The sequence below is a fragment of the Gordonia jacobaea genome, assembly GCF_965344965.1.
In the GTDB taxonomy this organism is placed as follows: Bacteria; Actinomycetota; Actinomycetes; order Mycobacteriales; family Mycobacteriaceae; genus Gordonia; species Gordonia jacobaea.
This window is the reverse complement of record NZ_CBDRLS010000004.1, coordinates 38,128-54,798: the sequence shown is the minus strand read 5'-3', so window position 1 is coordinate 54,798 and position 16,671 is coordinate 38,128. Positions and strand designations below refer to the sequence as shown.

14 protein-coding genes are annotated in these 16,671 nt (G+C 63.5%); 10 read left to right on the top strand and 4 right to left on the bottom strand.

The window, feature by feature from the left end; all coding sequences use genetic code 11:
* Positions 1 to 101 precede the first annotated feature (101 nt).
* From ACRVY7_RS14300 to ACRVY7_RS14280, 5 genes are read left to right on the top strand one after another with little or no spacing between them, the layout of a single operon-like run.
* Positions 102 to 3,809 carry a nitrate reductase subunit alpha gene (locus ACRVY7_RS14300; RefSeq protein ID WP_431817550.1) on the top strand — a complete coding sequence of 1,236 codons (3,708 nt, stop codon included), beginning with the start codon at positions 102 to 104 and terminating at the stop codon, positions 3,807 to 3,809.
* Positions 3,809 to 5,500, top strand: a complete 1,692-nt coding sequence (gene narH / locus ACRVY7_RS14295; protein ID WP_431817549.1) for a nitrate reductase subunit beta — start codon at positions 3,809 to 3,811, stop codon at positions 5,498 to 5,500. The genes ACRVY7_RS14300 and narH overlap by 1 nt, the downstream gene beginning before the upstream one ends.
* 35 nt (positions 5,501 to 5,535) lie before the next feature.
* Positions 5,536 to 6,159 (top strand): nitrate reductase molybdenum cofactor assembly chaperone, encoded by a 624-nt coding sequence (gene narJ, locus ACRVY7_RS14290; protein ID WP_431817548.1) that lies wholly within the window; start codon positions 5,536 to 5,538, stop codon positions 6,157 to 6,159.
* Complete coding sequence (gene narI, locus ACRVY7_RS14285) at positions 6,159 to 6,908, top strand: respiratory nitrate reductase subunit gamma (RefSeq protein ID WP_431817866.1); 750 nt, start codon at positions 6,159 to 6,161, stop codon at positions 6,906 to 6,908. The genes narJ and narI overlap by 1 nt, the downstream gene beginning before the upstream one ends.
* Before the next feature lie 56 nt (positions 6,909 to 6,964).
* Complete coding sequence (locus ACRVY7_RS14280; protein WP_431817547.1) at positions 6,965 to 8,059, top strand: esterase/lipase family protein; 1,095 nt, start codon at positions 6,965 to 6,967, stop codon at positions 8,057 to 8,059.
* A gap of 84 nt (positions 8,060 to 8,143) precedes the next feature.
* Here ACRVY7_RS14280 and ACRVY7_RS14275 read toward each other — a convergent pair whose 3' ends face one another.
* Positions 8,144 to 8,947 carry a DUF8020 domain-containing protein gene (locus ACRVY7_RS14275; RefSeq protein ID WP_431817546.1) on the bottom strand — a complete coding sequence of 268 codons (804 nt, stop codon included), beginning with the start codon at positions 8,945 to 8,947 and terminating at the stop codon, positions 8,144 to 8,146.
* A gap of 510 nt (positions 8,948 to 9,457) precedes the next feature.
* Here ACRVY7_RS14275 and ACRVY7_RS14270 point away from each other — a divergent pair.
* The 5 genes from ACRVY7_RS14270 (at position 9,458) to ACRVY7_RS14250 (ending at position 13,796) form a co-directional block, all read left to right on the top strand.
* A complete protein-coding gene (locus tag ACRVY7_RS14270; RefSeq protein ID WP_431817545.1) occupies positions 9,458 to 10,027 on the top strand; it encodes an alternate-type signal peptide domain-containing protein in 570 nt (189 codons plus the stop codon).
* Between the two features lie 161 nt (positions 10,028 to 10,188).
* Positions 10,189 to 10,836, top strand: a complete 648-nt coding sequence (locus ACRVY7_RS14265; protein WP_431817544.1) for a signal peptidase I — start codon at positions 10,189 to 10,191, stop codon at positions 10,834 to 10,836.
* 86 nt (positions 10,837 to 10,922) lie between these two features.
* The gene (locus ACRVY7_RS14260; RefSeq protein ID WP_431817543.1) at positions 10,923 to 11,414 is read left to right on the top strand and encodes a hypothetical protein; all 492 of its coding nucleotides are present in this window, start codon (positions 10,923 to 10,925) and stop codon (positions 11,412 to 11,414) included.
* Positions 11,411 to 12,058, top strand: coding sequence for a SipW-dependent-type signal peptide-containing protein (locus ACRVY7_RS14255; protein ID WP_431817542.1), 648 nt, complete (start codon positions 11,411 to 11,413; stop codon positions 12,056 to 12,058). Before ACRVY7_RS14260 ends, ACRVY7_RS14255 begins: the two co-directional genes overlap by 4 nt.
* 1 nt (position 12,059) lies before the next feature.
* Positions 12,060 to 13,796: a signal peptidase I gene (locus tag ACRVY7_RS14250; RefSeq protein ID WP_431817541.1), complete on the top strand. Its 1,737-nt coding sequence runs from the start codon at positions 12,060 to 12,062 to the stop codon at positions 13,794 to 13,796.
* A gap of 98 nt (positions 13,797 to 13,894) precedes the next feature.
* Here the strand turns inward: ACRVY7_RS14250 and ACRVY7_RS14245 are convergent, their stop codons facing one another.
* From ACRVY7_RS14245 to rplE, 3 genes are all read right to left on the bottom strand, one after another.
* On the bottom strand, positions 13,895 to 15,559 hold the full coding sequence (locus ACRVY7_RS14245) for an alpha-keto acid decarboxylase family protein (protein WP_431817540.1): 1,665 nt from the start codon (positions 15,557 to 15,559) through the stop codon (positions 13,895 to 13,897).
* Between the two features lie 347 nt (positions 15,560 to 15,906).
* On the bottom strand, positions 15,907 to 16,092 hold the full coding sequence (locus ACRVY7_RS14240; RefSeq protein WP_005170384.1) for a type Z 30S ribosomal protein S14: 186 nt from the start codon (positions 16,090 to 16,092) through the stop codon (positions 15,907 to 15,909).
* On the bottom strand, positions 16,092 to 16,670 hold the full coding sequence (rplE, locus tag ACRVY7_RS14235; RefSeq protein ID WP_005208408.1) for a 50S ribosomal protein L5: 579 nt from the start codon (positions 16,668 to 16,670) through the stop codon (positions 16,092 to 16,094). Before rplE ends, ACRVY7_RS14240 begins: the two co-directional genes overlap by 1 nt.
* Position 16,671: the final 1 nt, after the last annotated feature.

Sequence of the window (16,671 nt, the reverse complement as noted above, 5' to 3'; positions counted from 1 at the left end):
GGCCATAACGTCCGGCCGCGCGTCGACGCCTCAGCCGAGCCGCTTCGGATATGCGGCGACGAAACCGCACACCCTCACCTTTTCATCCGTATGGTGAATTCATGGCCCGATCTACTGCAGTTCAGGGCGATGCAGCCACAGCCCTGCTCAATATCGGCAAATTCTTTACCCGTTGGGACGAAACTTCCGACGGGAGAGTCGTTTTCCGTGACGGCGGCCGATCCGGCGACGTCTTCTACCGCGATCGGTGGAACCACGAAAAGATCGTGCGTTCGACCCACGGTGTCAACTGCACCGGATCGTGTTCATGGAAGGTTTACGTCAAAGACGGCATCATCACCTGGGAGACTCAGGAAACCGACTATCCGTCGGTCGGTCCGGATCGTCCGGAATACGAGCCCCGCGGCTGTCCACGTGGCGCAGCATTCTCCTGGTACACGTACTCGCCGACGCGGGTTCGCTACCCGTACGCGCGCGGGGTTCTGGTCGAGATGTACCGAGCTGCCAAGGAAAAGACCGGCGATCCCGTGCTGGCATGGGCCGACGTCGTCGGAGATCCGTTGCGCCGCAAGTCATATCAGCAGGCTCGCGGTAAGGGCGGCCTCGTCCGTGTGAGTTGGGACGAGGCCATCGAGATGGCTGCGGCCGCCCACGTGCACACCATCAAGACCTACGGCCCGGACCGATGCTCCGGCTTCTCGCCGATCCCGGCGATGTCGATGGTGTCGCATTGCGTGGGGACGCGCTTCATCCAGTTGATCGGCGGGGTGATGACGTCGTTCTACGACTGGTACGCCGACCTGCCCGTCGCAAGCCCACAGGTCTTCGGCGATCAGACCGACGTCCCGGAGTCCGGTGACTGGTGGGATGCGTCGTATCTGATGATGTGGGGCTCCAACGTCCCGGTCACCCGAACTCCTGACGCGCATTGGATGGCGGAGGTCCGCTATCGCGGCACCAAAGTCGTATCGGTCAGCCCCGACTACGCCGACAACACCAAATTCGCCGACGAATGGCTACCGGCACAAGCAGGTACCGACGCCGCCCTGGCCATGGCGATGGGGCACGTCATCCTGTCGGAGTACTTCGTCGCGAACACCACCGAGTTCTTCGACGAGTACGTGCGTTCCTACTCCGACCTTCCCTTCCTGGTGCACGTCGAGCAACACGAACACGGCCTCGTCGCAGGCAAGTTCCTGACCGCAGATGAGTTGGCGGGAGCCGATGAGAACGACTCCGACGCCGTGTGGAAGACCGTGGTACTCGACGAGCAGACCGGAGCAGCCGCGGTTCCCAACGGCTCGTTGGGCTTTCGCCGCTCTGCCGCGGGCGAGGGCAGATGGAACCTCGACCTCGAAGGAATCACACCGGCATTGACCCTCTTCGGTCGCGATGACGCGCAACTCGTCGAGATCGCTTTGCCGGCTTTCGACGCCCCGGATGGCAGCGGTTCGGTGCTACGTCGAGGTGTGCCGACCACCGTCATCGATGGCCACCGAGTCACCACGGTCTTCGACCTCATGCTCGCGCAGTACGGGGTGCATCGTGACGGAATGCCCGGCGAATGGCCGTCTGGCTACGACGACGCGTCGACCCCCTACACGCCCGCCTGGCAGGCGGAGATCACCAGCGTGCCTGCGGAGGCAGCGATCCGGGTTGCGCGCGAATTCGCCACCAATGCAGTCGATTCAGGCGGACGATCGATGATCATCATGGGAGCCGGGATCTGCCAGTGGTTCCACGGCGACGCCACCTATCGGGCCATACTCTCGCTGTTGATCCTCACCGGCTGCATGGGACGCAACGGCGGGGGCTGGGCGCATTACGTGGGACAGGAGAAATGCCGCCCGATCACGGGATGGATGTCATTGGCCAACGGACTCGACTGGAGCCGACCGCCTCGTACCATGACGGGTACGTCGTACTGGTACATGCACACCGACCAGTGGCGCAACGACGGCTATTCGGCTGCGTCACTGGCATCTCCGCTGTCGCGCGGCACGCTCGACCACGAACACACCGCCGACGCCATCGCGCAATCGGCGCGGCTCGGCTGGATGCCGTTCTATCCGCAGTTCGATCGCAATCCGCTCGACGTCGCAGACGACGCACGCCAAGCCGTCGACAGCGGCGATGCCGACTCTGCGTCGAGCTATGTGGCACAACATCTTTCCGACGGAACACTGACGCCGTCGATCAGTGACGTCGACGCCCCGGAGAACTGGCCGCGCACGCTGGTTCTGTGGCGGTCGAATCTCATGGGGTCGTCGGCGAAGGGCAACGAGTACTTCCTACGAAACCTCCTGGGAACACACAACAATGTGCTCGGTGTCGAATCAGCCGACACTCCCCGACCCAAAGACGTTCGGTGGCATGAGAAAGCGCCGGAGGGCAAGCTGGATCTGCTGCTATCGGCAGACTTTCGCATGACGTCGACGACGCTGCTGTCCGACATCATCCTGCCGGCAGCCACTTGGTACGAGAAGAACGATTTGTCGTCGACTGACATGCACCCCTTCGTGCACGCCTTCTCCCCCGCCATCGATCCTCCGTGGGAAGCGAAGACCGACTTCGATCTCTTCCACCGCCTCGCCGCCGCGTTCTCCGAGCAGGCGAAGACGCACCTCGGTGTGCGGCACGATCTCGTCAGCACCCCCATGCAGCACGACACTCCCGGTGAGACAGCGCAACCCAAGGGCACCGTCGACGACTGGCACCGGTCGTCGACGGTCGGCCGCCCGGGGAAGAACATGCCTGCGTTCGCGGTGGTGGAACGCGACTACACCGCGATCGCCGACAAGCTTGCGACTGTCGGCCCACTCGCCGATACGCTCGGCTTCGCCACCAAATCAGTCGCCTACGACGTCGCCGAACAGACGAAGATTTTGGCAGACAGCAACGGGGTGATGCTCGGCGGTGCGGGCGACGGTCGGCCGGCGATCGATACCGATGCGAAACTCGCCGAGGCGATTCTGCGGTTCTCCGGGACCACGAACGGCACTCTCGCAGTACAGGGTTTCGAGAAACTTCAGAAGCGAGTCGGAAAGACCCTCGACGACCTCGCAGAAGGCAACGCCGACAAGCACATCAGCTTCGCCGACACCCAACAAGCCCCGGTTCCGGTGTTTACCTCGCCGGAGTGGTCCGGGTCGGAAACCGGCGGTAGGCGATACGCCCCGTTCACCGTGAACATCGAGCGCCTCAAGCCATTTCACACTCTCACCGGTCGCATGCACTTCTATCTCGACCACGATTGGATGATCGACGTCGGCGAATCGATGCCCATCTATCGACCGCCGCTCGACATGCATCGGTTGTTCGGCGAGCCACGACTCGGCCCCGACGGCGCGCAGCAGATCACCGTGAGATACCTGACACCCCACTCGAAGTGGTCCATTCATTCGGAGTACCAGGACAACCTCCTGATGCTGTCGCTGTCCCGTGGCGGTCCGACGGCGTGGCTGAGTCCCGAGGACGCCGCAGCAATCGACGTGCACGACAACGAGTGGATCGAATGCGTCAACGCCAACGGCGTCGTGGTGTGCAGGGCAATCGTCAGCCATCGCATGCCCGCCGGAGTCGTCTATGTTCACCACGCGCAGGAACGCACGATCGACGTCCCGAAATCGGAGGCAACCGGTCGTCGGGGTGGAATACACAATTCGGCAACCCGACTCCTCGTCAAACCCACTCACCTGATCGGCGGATACGCCCAATTGTCTTACGCGTTCAACTATCTCGGTCCCGCCGGGAACCAGCGCGACATGGTGTCAACGATCCGTAAGCGCAGCCAGGAGGTGACGTACTGATGCGGGTGATGGCTCAGGTCGGGATGGTGATGAACCTCGACAAATGCATCGGCTGCCACACATGCTCCGTCACATGCAAACAGGCGTGGACCAACAGGGCAGGCACCGAGTACGTCTGGTTCAACAACGTCGAAACCCGCCCGGGACAAGGTTATCCACGACGCTATGAGGATCAGGAGAAGTGGCGCGGCGGCTGGCATCTGAACGGCAAGGGCAAGTTGAGACTTCGCACCGGCGGTCGGATGCAGAAGTTGTTGACGCTGTTCGCAAGTCCCGTTCAACCGACCATCTACGACTATTACGAGCCGTGGACCTACGACTACCAGATGCTCGTCGACGCCCCGCTCGGCGATGATTTCCCTGTCGCGCGGCCGAAATCGCTGCTCACCGGTGACGACACGAAGGTCACGTGGTCGGCGAACTGGGACGACGACCTCGGTGGCGCACCGGAATTGGGCGAGCTCGATCCGATCGTGGAGAAGCTGCGTCGTGAATCAGAAGATGCCGTCAAGTTCAGCTTCGAGCAGACGTTCATGTTCTACCTGCCCCGCATCTGCGAGCACTGTCTGAATCCCTCATGCATGGCGTCGTGCCCGTCTGGCGCCATCTACAAGCGCAGCGAGGACGGTATCGTCCTCGTCGACCAGGACCGGTGTCGCGGGTGGCGCCAATGCATTACCGGCTGCCCGTACAAGAAGATCTACTTCAACCACCGCACGGGCAAGGCCGAGAAGTGCACTCTCTGCTACCCGCGCATCGAGGTCGGGCAGCCGACCGTCTGCTCCGAGACGTGCGTCGGGAGACTCCGGTACCTCGGATTGTTCCTCTACGACGTCGACGCTGTCACCGAAGCCGCCTCCACACCAAACGACACCGACCTCTACGAAGCCCAACTCAACCTGCTCCTCGACCCCAACGACCCTGACGTGATCGCCGGGGCGCGTGCTGAAGGCATTCCCGAGGACTGGCTCGACGCGGCACGTCGATCGCCAATTTATGCGCTGGCCAAGGAGTTCCGCGTCGCACTGCCGCTGCACCCGGAGTACCGCACCATGCCAATGGTCTGGTACGTGCCGCCGTTGTCGCCGATCGTCGACCTGCTCAGCGGGCAGGGCCACGACGCCGAGGACGCGGGGACCCTGTTCGGTGCGATTGACGCATTGCGCATCCCCGTGGAGTACCTCGCCGAACTGTTCAGTGCGGGCGACACCGCAGTAATAGATGGCGTCCTGCGCAAACTCGCGGCCATGCGCGCGTACATGCGTGACATCACGCTCGGGCGCGAACCCGACCCCGACATCCCCGCCTCTGTCGGCATGTCCGAAGAGCAGGTCTACGAGATGTACCGCTTGATGGCGATCGCCAAATACGAAGAGCGGTATGTGATTCCGACTGCACATCTCGAGCAGGCCGAGCAACTCGACGAGATGGCGTGCTCACTCGACTACGAGGACGGGCCGGGCATGTACGGCTCGGGCGCCTTCGGCGAAGCGAGCGGAACCCCCACTCCTGTCTCAGTGGAGACCTTTCACGCGCTCAAGCAACGCCAGACGACTGACACCGCGACCAGCTCACATCGCCTCGCCAATCGCACGAATCTGCTGAACTGGGACGGTAACGGGTCACCCGAGGGACTGTTCCCCGACCGCCCCGCATCCGGCGACAGCAGCAACTCGAAGGCGTCGTCGTGAGGTGGCCTCGCCGCACGACTGCCGCCGATCATCGCGTGACGCGGCAGGTCTCGTCGTGGTGTCTGAGTTATCCCGACGATCAGTTAATCGACCGAATCTCGCTGCTGCGCAGGGCATTATGTGAGCAGCCTGATCACCCCTCCATTCGTGAGCTGCTGACCTTCGTCGACCATCTCGAGTCGACGCCGCTCCCCAGCCTGGTCGACGACTACGTCGACACATTCGACCTGTCACGCAAGCACACGTTGTATCTCTCGTACTGGACCGATGGCGACACCCGACGACGTGGAGCCGCACTCGGCGAGTTCAAAGCGCTCTATCGGAGCAGCGGCTTTGTCGTCGACCTCCACGGCGAGTTACCCGACCACCTGCCGATCGTCCTGGAGTTCGCGGCGCGTGTCGACGCAGACGCGGGACAAGAAGTGCTGCAAAAATATCGCCCAGCGCTCGAGTTGATCCGATTCGCATTGCGAGACCGTCGATCTCCGTACACGGCTGTGCTCACGGCGATCTGCTCGACGCTGCCCGGTGAGTCACCGGTGGACCGACAGGCTGCGCGCGCGATGACGCCGGCGCTCGGCGTCGAGGCCGTTGGCCTCGAGCCCTACGATTCGCGCCTACTGCCGCTGACCGCGACACACGCGAGAGGTGAGGCGTGATGGACGTATTCCTCTGGGGCGTGCTGCCATACGTCGTCCTGCTCATACTCATCGGTGGCACCATCTGGCGCTACCGCTACGACAAGTTCGGTTGGACCACACGGTCATCTGAGCTTTACGAGTCGCGGATACTGCGGATCGCGTCACCGATGTTCCACTACGGCATCCTCGTGGTCATCGCCGGACACGCGGTCGGTCTGGTCATCCCACAGTCCTGGACCGACGCACTCGGTGTCTCCGAGACGATGTACCACTGGGGCGCAGGCTTTTTCGGTCTGCTCGCGGCGGCGGCCACGCTGCTCGGCATCGGCCTGCTCATCTATCGACGTCGCACCACCGGCCCGGTGTTCATGGCGACGACCCGCAACGACAAGCTGATGTATCTGGTCTTGGTGTGCGCGCTGATCGCGGGAACCTACATCACAGTCGTCGGTGCCGTCGATCCCACTGGACCCGGGGTCAACTATCGCCAGACCGTCTCGCCGTGGTTCCGATCAATCTTCGTGCTGCAACCCGACATTCGCGCAATGAACGCAGCACCACTGCGCTTCCATGTGCACGTCCTGATCGGTCTGGCCCTGTTCGCACTCGTTCCGTTCACACGTCTCGTGCACATGTTCACCGCTCCGGTGCACTACCTGTTCCGGCCGTACATCGTGTACCGCAGTCGCGATCGACTGCCCACCCCCGGTGACCGCACGTCACGCCGAGGCTGGGAACCGGTGGGAGCCAAGGACCGTGACCGGTGAGCTACGCTCCACTCACTTGCGCTATGACCGGCAACACCTAGCTGAGAGGTTCGCACGTGACCACATCGTCGAATCGACGTCGTTCCCGAACCCGCCTGCTGACGACGGCTGTCGCTGCGATCGCCGCATGTATCTCGCTTGCCGCGAACTCCGCAGGCACCGCGTCGGCCGCCCCGCAGCAACAGCTCGCCGACTACATCTCCGACGCCTCGCCCACCCCGGCCCGCGCCGAGACCTTCCTGCTCAACGGCGAGAGTCGCTGGCTCATCCCCACCGGCAACGGACCGAAGCAGACTACGTTCCCCGCGGCATTCGCGCACAGCCTGTCGAATCCCGACGTGGCGCCCGCCGGTGCGAATGACTGGTCGTGCAAACCCCAAGCCGGCCGCAATCCCGTCGTGCTGGTCCACGGAACGTGGGAGAACGCCTACAGCAACTGGTCGATGATCTCCCCGGCGCTCCGGCAGGCAGGCTTCTGCGTCTACGCACTCGACTACGGAATCCAGCCGCCCTCTCAAGGCGGCGGCGTAGCAGCAGCATTGCCCGGCGTGTACGGGACCGGCGACATCGTGAAGTCGGCAACCCAGATCAAGACCTTCGTCGACAAGGTCCTCGCATCCACCGGCGCAGCCAAGGTCGACATGGTCGGCCATTCGATGGGCGGCATCTCGACCCGCCAGTACCTGCGATTCGACGGCGGCGCGGCCAAGGTCGCCAACGTCGTGACGCTCGGCGCGACCAACAACGGCACAACGCTCAACGGCATCGGCACGCTCGGCCGCACCTTCAACGATCTCGGCGTCGACATCCTCGGACCACTGGCACTCGGCGTCGGAGTCTCTGGCACCCAGCAGATCTACAACTCGCCGTTCCTGAAGAACCTCAACAGCGGCGGCGTCTACGCACTCGGCGACATCCGATACACGATCGTCGGCACCCGCTACGACGAGGTGACAACCCCCTACTCCAGCACGTTCTTCCCCAAGGGCACCAAGAACACCCGCAACATCACGCTGCAGGACGGCTGCCCCGAGGACACGTCCGACCACTTCTCGCTGAGCTATTCGCCCCGCGCGACGTCGATCGTGCTGCGTGCGCTCGGCGCCGACGTTCCGCTCGTCTGCGCACCGAACGCCTGGCTCGTCGGCTAGCGCTCCGCCCGCGGGCTCTCGGTCCGTATGACCGTTGATCCGTATGACATTCACGCCCAGAATTCGGGCAGCGCGTCATACGGATCAACGCGACGGCGCTGCTGTCGGCACCTGAGTGGTCGGCCGCTGCGGCTGCTGCGCCTTCGGCGTCGGCGCGCTCATCGTCATCCCGAAGACGATCATCGACACGACGATCGCGGCTCCACCGATCACCACCGATCCCGCGACGGCACCGGCTGTCGCACCCGCCATGAGCCCCGGCAAACACCCGACGATGCCTGCGGCCAGCCCGATAAGGCAGCCGAGAACACCACCGAGAATCGTGCCGACCGACGTTCCGATGGCCATTCCGAGTGACAGTTCCGTGCCCATTCGAGTGATCGCTTTATCGAGTCTGTCCGCGCGGGCATCCGCGTCCGACGTCGCCGAGGTTGGCGGCGTCGAGGTGACGACAACCGTCGTCGTCTCGGCTGCGCGATGCGGTGCCAGCGACACCGCTCGACTGATCGACGACGGATCGACGTGCAGTCGTGCCGCACCGCCCTGAAGTTCGACGCCCAGCTTGTAAACCCTCTGCGCCACTTCATATTTCAGTGGCGCACTGGCGGCTACCCTGCCGTGCGGGTCGACGATCTGTATCTGATCGCCGGCCACCCGCAGAGCACCGGAACCGACCGTCAGGACCACGTCGTCGCCCTTCACTGCCGTGTGGAAATCAATCCGATTCGACGCCGGAGGTGGCGACGCGTCGCCCCGACCCCCGCCACCGACGAGCCCGGCAACGACGCAGACCACCGTCGCCAAAGCGACCGATAACAAGAACACGAACAGCTTTCCTGACCGCGCGGTCAGAAACTCCCCCGAGCTTCGTACACCATGCTTTTTCATTTTATTCTCCCCCGAAAGCGCTACTTGGATTTTCTGGTCGGCAGCTTTCGGCAATGGATCGTACGCCAGAATCAATCGATTCGCGCATTTGTGTCCGCCATCACGCAGCACCCTTCAAGACGCTCCACCAATCCGCAGAGGCACGCCGTTGCGGTAAATGGCTTACGGCTTTCATCAAGTAGTAAAGCCGTAGCGGTAGCTGTTCACGTGCACTAATGGGTAAATCGGACACTCTGTTCGTGATCTCCATCACATGCATATGACAACATTCAATGGCGCATTCATTCGACATCATTAATCGCACACTTCGCAGAATGAAACCGATTTAATGCCGATGATCTGCGGAAACAAGCACATTCACCACTCACCGTCGATCGCCTACTGATCGGTCAGTGAACACCTGTAATCAAGTTGAGCTTGAGGCTCGATAGACAACTATTGGTTGTGCAACCGGCCCCGGCGGGCTAAAAATGCTTCACCACACCACGGAATCCCCGAGGTGGCCAATCGATGCAGAGAGCAACAATGAAGAAACAGACCAAGGGTGCAGTTGCTGCGGGGGGCGCGGCAGTTCTTCTTCTCGGAGGGCTCGGATCACTCGCGTATTGGAACGACAGCACGGCGATCGGCGGCTCGACCATCAGCTCAGGTCAGCTCTCGATGAGCAAAGACACGGGAACATGGACCGATCAGAACGGTGCCATCAATCCGACGTCATTCAAGTTCGTTCCCGGCGACACGCTCACGTACACAACGACCGTGAATATCAATGCGACGGGCGACAACCTGAAGGCGAAACTGTACGCCGATACATCGGGATTCACCTCGTCGGGATCTCTCGCTTCAGAAACGACGAAGACCATTTCAGCCAAAAAGAGTGGTGACGCATCGGCGACCGATATCACCCAGGGTGGAACGTCGCTGGCAATCAGCCCGACCGGCGGGGCGTCGGCCTACACGGTGGTGGTGACTCTCAAGCTTCCGTTTGCCTCGGCGACCAACTCGAGCCAGACGGACACGCTCAACCTGAACAACATCAGTCTGCACCTTGATCAGGTTCAAGGCCCCAACCAGTCCTAAAGACCAGCGGGTCCTGCCCTCGGCAGTATCCGCTCTCGCGGCGCGCGAACTGGGGAGGGATTGCGCTGCAGGACTGACCGGGCACGACGGCCATTCGCGTTGTGCCCGGTCAGGCCCCCATATTCGACCAAGCAGTATTCGATACGCAAGCGGAGAGAACGATGTCCATCACCAGTGGAAGGCATTCGTCACGTGTCGAATCATCTTCGACGCTCCGCCACGCCGCCGACGAACCCGGCTCGGACCAGAAGGGCGACTCCGACTCTGGTCCGCTGGACATGATCAGACTGACGCTGAGCTGGCTCTTTCTGTTCGTAGCCGTGGGATTGTTGGCGGCAGTCGTCGTCGTCCCACGTCTCGCGGGGGCGACGCCGTACACCATCATGACGTCGTCGATGCGGCCACACATGCCACCGGGAACACTCGTGATGGCGCGGACGGCTGACCCCGCGCAGGTGCATACCGGCGACGTCATCACCTATCAGTTGCGCTCCGGTCAGGCCGACGTGGTGACCCACCGCGTCGTCGGCGTCGGCCAGGACGGCCGCGGCGAGCGGTTGTTCACGACGAGGGGCGACAACAACCCGACCACCGATCCGGCCCCCGTCCGCGCCGTCCAGGTCAGGGGAAAAGTCTGGTACTCGGTCCCCTACATCGGGTACCTGAACCAGGTCATCACGGGTCGACAGCATGTGGTCGCTGTCTACGTGGTGGCGGGGCTCCTCCTCGCCTACGCGGTGTTCATGGCGCTGTCGTCTGCGCGCGATCGCCGACGAGCTCGCCGCGAACGCAGACGTGAGACCGCCTGATGCACAGCGCAATACGCATGTCGATGTCATCCGCGCACCGACGCCGACGCATCACTTCACATCAGAGGATCGTCTTCGGATGTCTTGTGGCACTGATCGTCTCGGCGTTGATGGCGATATCGGTCCGGCAGTCCGGCGCATACTGGACGTCGAATGTCGCGGCATCGGCGTCGACCATATCCTCGGGAGCGCTGGTCCTGACCGCGGGCGGTAGCCACAACCTGGCACTGACGTCGCTCGGTGGGACAGCACTGAGTCCCGGCAGTAGGAAGACTGTGAGCGTCACTGTCGCCAACGGCGGCGACACCACGCTCGGATACAAACTCACCAACGTAGCTACGTCCGATAGTCATTTGACACTGACGGCCTCGGCGATGCCGGGAACCGACCCGACGAGCTGCGACGGTTCGACCGCGACAACACTGCCGGGTACCGCACTCACGACATCGGGAAACTACCTGACACTGTCGAGCGGGCAGACACAATTGCTCTGTCTGCGTGGGACTTTGGATATCACCGCGGTCGCGGGTGCCACCTACACGGGGTCCTACACGTTCGGGGCGATCCAGCAGCAATGATCATCAGGACACTCTTCTCCTCACGCCTGCGCGCACTGTGCTCACTGGGCATGGTGCTAGGGCTTTGCGCGATCTCGACGATGGCGTCGTGGAGCGATTCGGCGAGCGTGACCACAGCGGCGTTCACTGTGGGATCGGTCGACCTCAAACTCAACGGACAGGATTCGTTGATGTGGACCGCGATGAACCAGTCCGACATGCAGCCCGGTAGTTCACGGGCAGCCAGCCTCACCGTCAAGAATTCGGGGGGCTACAACGTCACCTACAGCGCGATCATCGCTCCCGTGACCACGGGTGTGATGTACGACCACGGGGTTTTCCGTGTGTACTCCGGGGCGACTCCTGTCAATGGCAACGGCGTCGGAAAGTGTTCAGGCGGAACAGCAATCGGCACTCTCGAACCAGGACTGAGCACCACCGAATCGAGTGCGATCCCCACTCTGCCGACACATACGGGCTACGTGCCCTGGCCGTATTGGGTAGCAGGCAAGACGTATCCCTGGATCGGTACGCGTGCGCTTGCCGCAGGCCAGTCGGAGACGCTGTGCGTCTGGTTCGCCGTCGACCCAGACGTGCTCTACACCGTAGACGAGAACGACGGTGTAGCTGCGGCATTCACGTTCACTGCGACGCAGGCCAACTGAGATGCGCAAGATAGCAAGAGAACTCGTTCTGACCGTCGGAGCAGCCCTCGGCCTTCTGTGCATCGGGTTCGCCATTGCAGTGCATGCGTTCGGAATAGCACCACTGGTGGTCCGCTCGGGGTCGATGGCGCCGACCATGCCGATCGGTTCACTGGCACTCGCCACTCCCGTGCACGGTACCGACGTGCGTCCGGGCGACATCGTATCGATCTCTCGACCAGACGGAAGCCGGATCACACACCGCGTGATCAACACCGCCGCGGCGTCGCAGGTGGCGGTAACCGCCTACCTGAAAGGTGACGCCAACCAGTACCCGGACCCGGCGCCCTACGTCGTCGGAGATGCACATCGGGTCGTCGTGACGATTCCTCTCGCCGGCTACGCGGCGTCGTGGATGCAGACACCCGCGGCCCGAATTCTGCTCGGCGTTGCCTCACTCACACTGGTGTACCTGACTTTTCGACGACGCCGGGGTTCGGCTACGGATGATCCCGGCACTGCTGGACACACACCGGGGGCTGGGTGCACCAGCGAGGACCGGGTTCCGGAGCCGCGCACGCGAGCGACACGTCACCGCGCACGACACACCACCGCCACGGCGGGTGTCGCGTCCGCGGTGGTGGTGGCGCTGGCTACGCAGCAGGTCGGAGCCGCACATGCCGCATCGCTCGTCGACGTTGCAGTGATGTCCAGTTCGATCAGCATGGGCACGTTCGGCAACTCGATCCCCAATGTCCGCGGCGCCGTCACAATCGCCACCACGTCAGGTGCGGCAGGCTGCAAGATCAGTTGGACCGCACCGTCATCCGGGTTCTCGGTGCGGGTGTCGTTTCTTCCGAAAGGCGTGGCGGCGCCGGCCGATCACGACCCCACGCCAACCACCTACCAGTCGGAATACACGCTGACCGCAGGCACGCTCAGCTACATCGCGACCGCGCCGACAGATGTTGTCGGCACCGACACGACGGCCGCCAACGGACAGATCTTCACCATCCGCACGGTGCGCACGTCCGATCAGATGGTCTCGGCGAACTTCGCGTACGGCTATGTATATCGCGCATCGTCGTCGAGCAACTACACCTGCGGAGTGCGCTCGGCCGACGGCAACGCGAACTACACCTGGCCCGCAATGTCGTCGGGTGTGCAAAGCCTCGCACTCAAAGCCGGCGCCGCGGCGTCGACCTCGGGTACGACCAGCAGTTCCACAGCGAGTTCGACGCCCAGCGGTGCGGCATCGAGTTCAGCAGCGGCACAGTCGAGTTCGTCGACGGTCGCGAAGGCGAGCGGCAGCGAGACGTCGAGCACGACGTCGGCTGCAGGGTCTTCGACGCCACCGTCGAGTTCCTCCACGTCGACGTCATCCCCGTCGACTGCCACGGTCACCTCGACGGCCATCGCCGCCGCACCCGGCACCACGTCACCGTCGAAGGCGGTGAGCGCATCGCTCGTCGGAACGACACTCACTCTGACCGATACGGCTTCGGGCGCAACAGTGTTCACCGACACAGTGCAATCGGGGTCGACGCTTACCTGGGATGTCACCGACGACGTCCTGACCGTCCATCAGCCGGACGGCAGCAGGGTGCTCGTCAAGAAGGTCGGCTCAGTGTGGCAGTCCTACGACGTCACCACCACGTCCGTCGCTCCCGCGAGCACGACGACGGCCTCCCCGAGCAGCCAGCCCGGTACGACCTCGTCGACCGGCGCCGCGGCTACCACTGTGACTCCCTCCGGCTGACCTCGGGTCATCAGAAGTGTTCGATCCCAAGGCATATCACGCCAGACCGTCACGTGCGTGACGGTCTGGCGTGAGGGTCTCTCTGCGGATAGCGGAGGTCACCTGTTCGCGCTCGCGGCAGCGGCCGCGATTGCCTCGAGCACCGGCGGGACGTCCAGTTCACCGGTGACTGCTTCGATCAGCGTCAGTGATGTCGGGTGCGCGGCAGCGTCGACGAGCATGCCGGTCAACTCGGCCTGTGTCGTCGCCCGGTGGGTCCGCACTGTCGAGACGTCGCCGCCCAATGCGTACGGCAGCAGCGTCCACCGCCAGGGAGCGATGTCGTTGTAGTCCATCTCCGGACCGTGAATCGCACGCTCGACGGTGTAGCCGTTGTTGTTGACGACGATGATCACCGCGGGGATACGCTGCCGGATGAGCGTGCCGAGCTCGGCAACCGTGAGTTGCGCCGCGCCGTCGCCGATCAGCAATACCGGTCGACGATGCGGTGCCGCGATCGCCGCCCCGATCATGGCGGGCAGCGTGTAGCCGATCGACGCCCACAGAGGCTGGCCGATGAACACCGCACCGCTCGGAAGTCGTTGCGCCGCAATGCCGCAGTAGCTGGTTCCCTGGTCGGCGAGAATCACGTCGTTGCCGGTCAGCGCCGCGGCGACAGCCTCCCATAGCTCCTTCTGGGTCAGCGGTGCATGCGGATCGGGCTCGACGTCGCCCATCGACGTTGCGAGTGACACCGGCAGGTCAGGTCGCGGAGGAACGATCTCGGCCAGTACGGCCAGTGCGTCGCGCATCTCGATGCCCGCGAAGGTCTCACCACCGACTACCGCGGTGTGCGGTTGCAGATCGATGCGGACCGCGTCGTCGAGGCGCTGTGTGAAGTATCCGGAGATCAGGTCGGTGAAACAGACCCCGGCGGTGATGAGACACTCGGCGTCCTCGACCGCGGCGCGCACGTCGGGCTGGGTCGCGTCACCGAGGTACAGCCCGAGGTATCCGGAGCCACGCTCGTCGACGACGCGCCGCCCCCACAGCAGCGACGCGTAGCGCAGTCCACCGACCTTCAGGAGGTGATGCAATTGGTCCACCGCACCGGAACGATGGACAAAGATGTCGGCGAGCACGACCGGCGAACGGTCGGCGATCAATTGTGTTGCGGCGTCGGCGAATCGGGCGAGCTGGTCGACGTCCGTGCGTGCGGCAGGTACTTCGAGGACAGTGGTGGGCGGTTCACACGACTGCTCGGCGACGTCGGCGGGCAGCGAGAGGTATCCGGGACGACCCTCGGCCACCATCGCGGCGAGCACCCGGTCGATCTGTGCGGTGGCCGTGCCGTGCTGCAACATCTCCTGTGCCACAGTCACTTCCGCGGACATGCGCAGCATGTGGGTGAAGTCGCCGTCACCGAGTGAGTGGTGCGTCGCCCGTCCAGCGGCCTGGACCGCCTCGGTGGGCGCACCCACCAGATGCAGCACCGGAACGTGCTCGGCGTACGAACCTGCCACCGCGTTGATGGCGCTGAGTTCACCGACTCCGAAGGTGGAGCACACCACCCCGACGCCGTTCATCCTGGCATAGCCGTCGGCCGCGTATCCCGCGCCGAGCTCATTCGCTGTGCCCACCCAACTGATCGACGGATGCTCATCGACGTGGTCAAGGAGCCCGAGGGTGAAGTCGCCCGGGACACCGAAGATGGTGTCGACGCCGAGGTCGGCGAGACGGTCGAGGAGGTAGTCGGAAACGGTGTAGGTACTCGTGACGTTCATGTCCGCGCCTTTCGTCATCGCCGGGGAGCCCCTTGTGGCTCGTTCAGGAAGCGATGAACTCAGTTTTCGCGATCACGGACGTCCTACCCACCCGTCATCCGGCCGATGTTCGGGTGGATTGCGCGCTCCCCCGATCGGGGGAGGCGGGGCGTCGAGGAGCGGGCGGCGTCGAATCGATCAGTATGACAGCGAGCCCCGAAAACCGGCGCTTCCGTCATACGGATCGGGCGGCCCCAATACGACGACGACCCCGCGTCCCACAGTGGGGACACGGGGTCGAGGTTTCGACAAGCTCAACCAGCGGCCGCAGCGCGCGCCGCCCGTCGAGCTACGTCAGCGGAGCTGGGTCACCAGCTCGACTTCTGCACGCCCGGGAGCTCGCCGGCGTGTGCCATTTCGCGCAGGCACACACGGCACAGGCCGAACTTGCGGAACACCGAGTGCGGACGGCCGCAGCGGTTGCACCGGGTGTAGGCCCGCACGGCGAACTTGGGCTTCTTGTTGGCCTTGTTGACCAGAGCCTTCTTTGCCATCAGTTGTCCTTCACGGAGTTGTCTTTGAACGGGAAGCCCAGCTGGCGCAGCAGCGCGCGGCCTTCCTCGTCTGTGGTGGCCGAGGTGACGACGGTGATGTCCATACCGCGCGGCCGGTCGATGTTGTCGATGTTGATCTCGTGGAACATCGACTGCTCGTTCAGGCCGAAGGTGTAGTTACCGTTGCCGTCGAACTGGCGGTCCGAGAGTCCGCGGAAGTCGCGGATACGGGGAAGCGCGATGGACACGAGGCGGTCCAGGAACTCCCACATACGGTCGCCACGAAGCGTGACGCGTGCGCCGATCGGCATGCCCTCGCGCAGCTTGAACTGTGCGATCGACTTGCGTGCGCGGCGGATTTCCGGCTTCTGGCCGGTGATCAGTGCGAGGTCGGTGACCGCGCCGTTGATCAGCTTCGAGTCGCGAGCGGCGTCGCCGACGCCCATGTTCACGACGACCTTGACGACGCCCGGGATCTGCATCACGTTGGCGTAGTCGAACTCGGTGTTCAGCGCATCCTTGATCTCGGCGCGGTAGCGCTGCTTGAGACGCGGCTGGGTCTTTTCGGTGGTGGTCATA

Bases quoted from the DNA above. Each gene is read 5' to 3' on its own strand.
- ACRVY7_RS14300 (WP_431817550.1), top strand. From the start codon at position 102: ATGGCCCGATCTACTGCAGTTCAGGGCGATGCAGCCACAGCCCTGCTC.
- ACRVY7_RS14270 (WP_431817545.1), top strand. From the start codon at position 9,458: ATGCAGAGAGCAACAATGAAGAAACAGACCAAGGGTGCAGTTGCTGCG.
- ACRVY7_RS14255 (WP_431817542.1), top strand. From the start codon at position 11,411: ATGATCATCAGGACACTCTTCTCCTCACGCCTGCGCGCACTGTGCTCA.
- ACRVY7_RS14245 (WP_431817540.1), bottom strand. From the start codon at position 15,559: ATGAACGTCACGAGTACCTACACCGTTTCCGACTACCTCCTCGACCGT.
- narH (WP_431817549.1), top strand. From the start codon at position 3,809: ATGCGGGTGATGGCTCAGGTCGGGATGGTGATGAACCTCGACAAATGC.
- ACRVY7_RS14275 (WP_431817546.1), bottom strand. From the start codon at position 8,947: ATGAAAAAGCATGGTGTACGAAGCTCGGGGGAGTTTCTGACCGCGCGG.
- narI (WP_431817866.1), top strand. From the start codon at position 6,159: ATGGACGTATTCCTCTGGGGCGTGCTGCCATACGTCGTCCTGCTCATA.
- rplE (WP_005208408.1), bottom strand. From the start codon at position 16,670: ATGACCACCACCGAAAAGACCCAGCCGCGTCTCAAGCAGCGCTACCGC.
- ACRVY7_RS14240 (WP_005170384.1), bottom strand. From the start codon at position 16,092: ATGGCAAAGAAGGCTCTGGTCAACAAGGCCAACAAGAAGCCCAAGTTC.
- ACRVY7_RS14250 (WP_431817541.1), top strand. From the start codon at position 12,060: ATGCGCAAGATAGCAAGAGAACTCGTTCTGACCGTCGGAGCAGCCCTC.
- ACRVY7_RS14265 (WP_431817544.1), top strand. From the start codon at position 10,189: ATGTCCATCACCAGTGGAAGGCATTCGTCACGTGTCGAATCATCTTCG.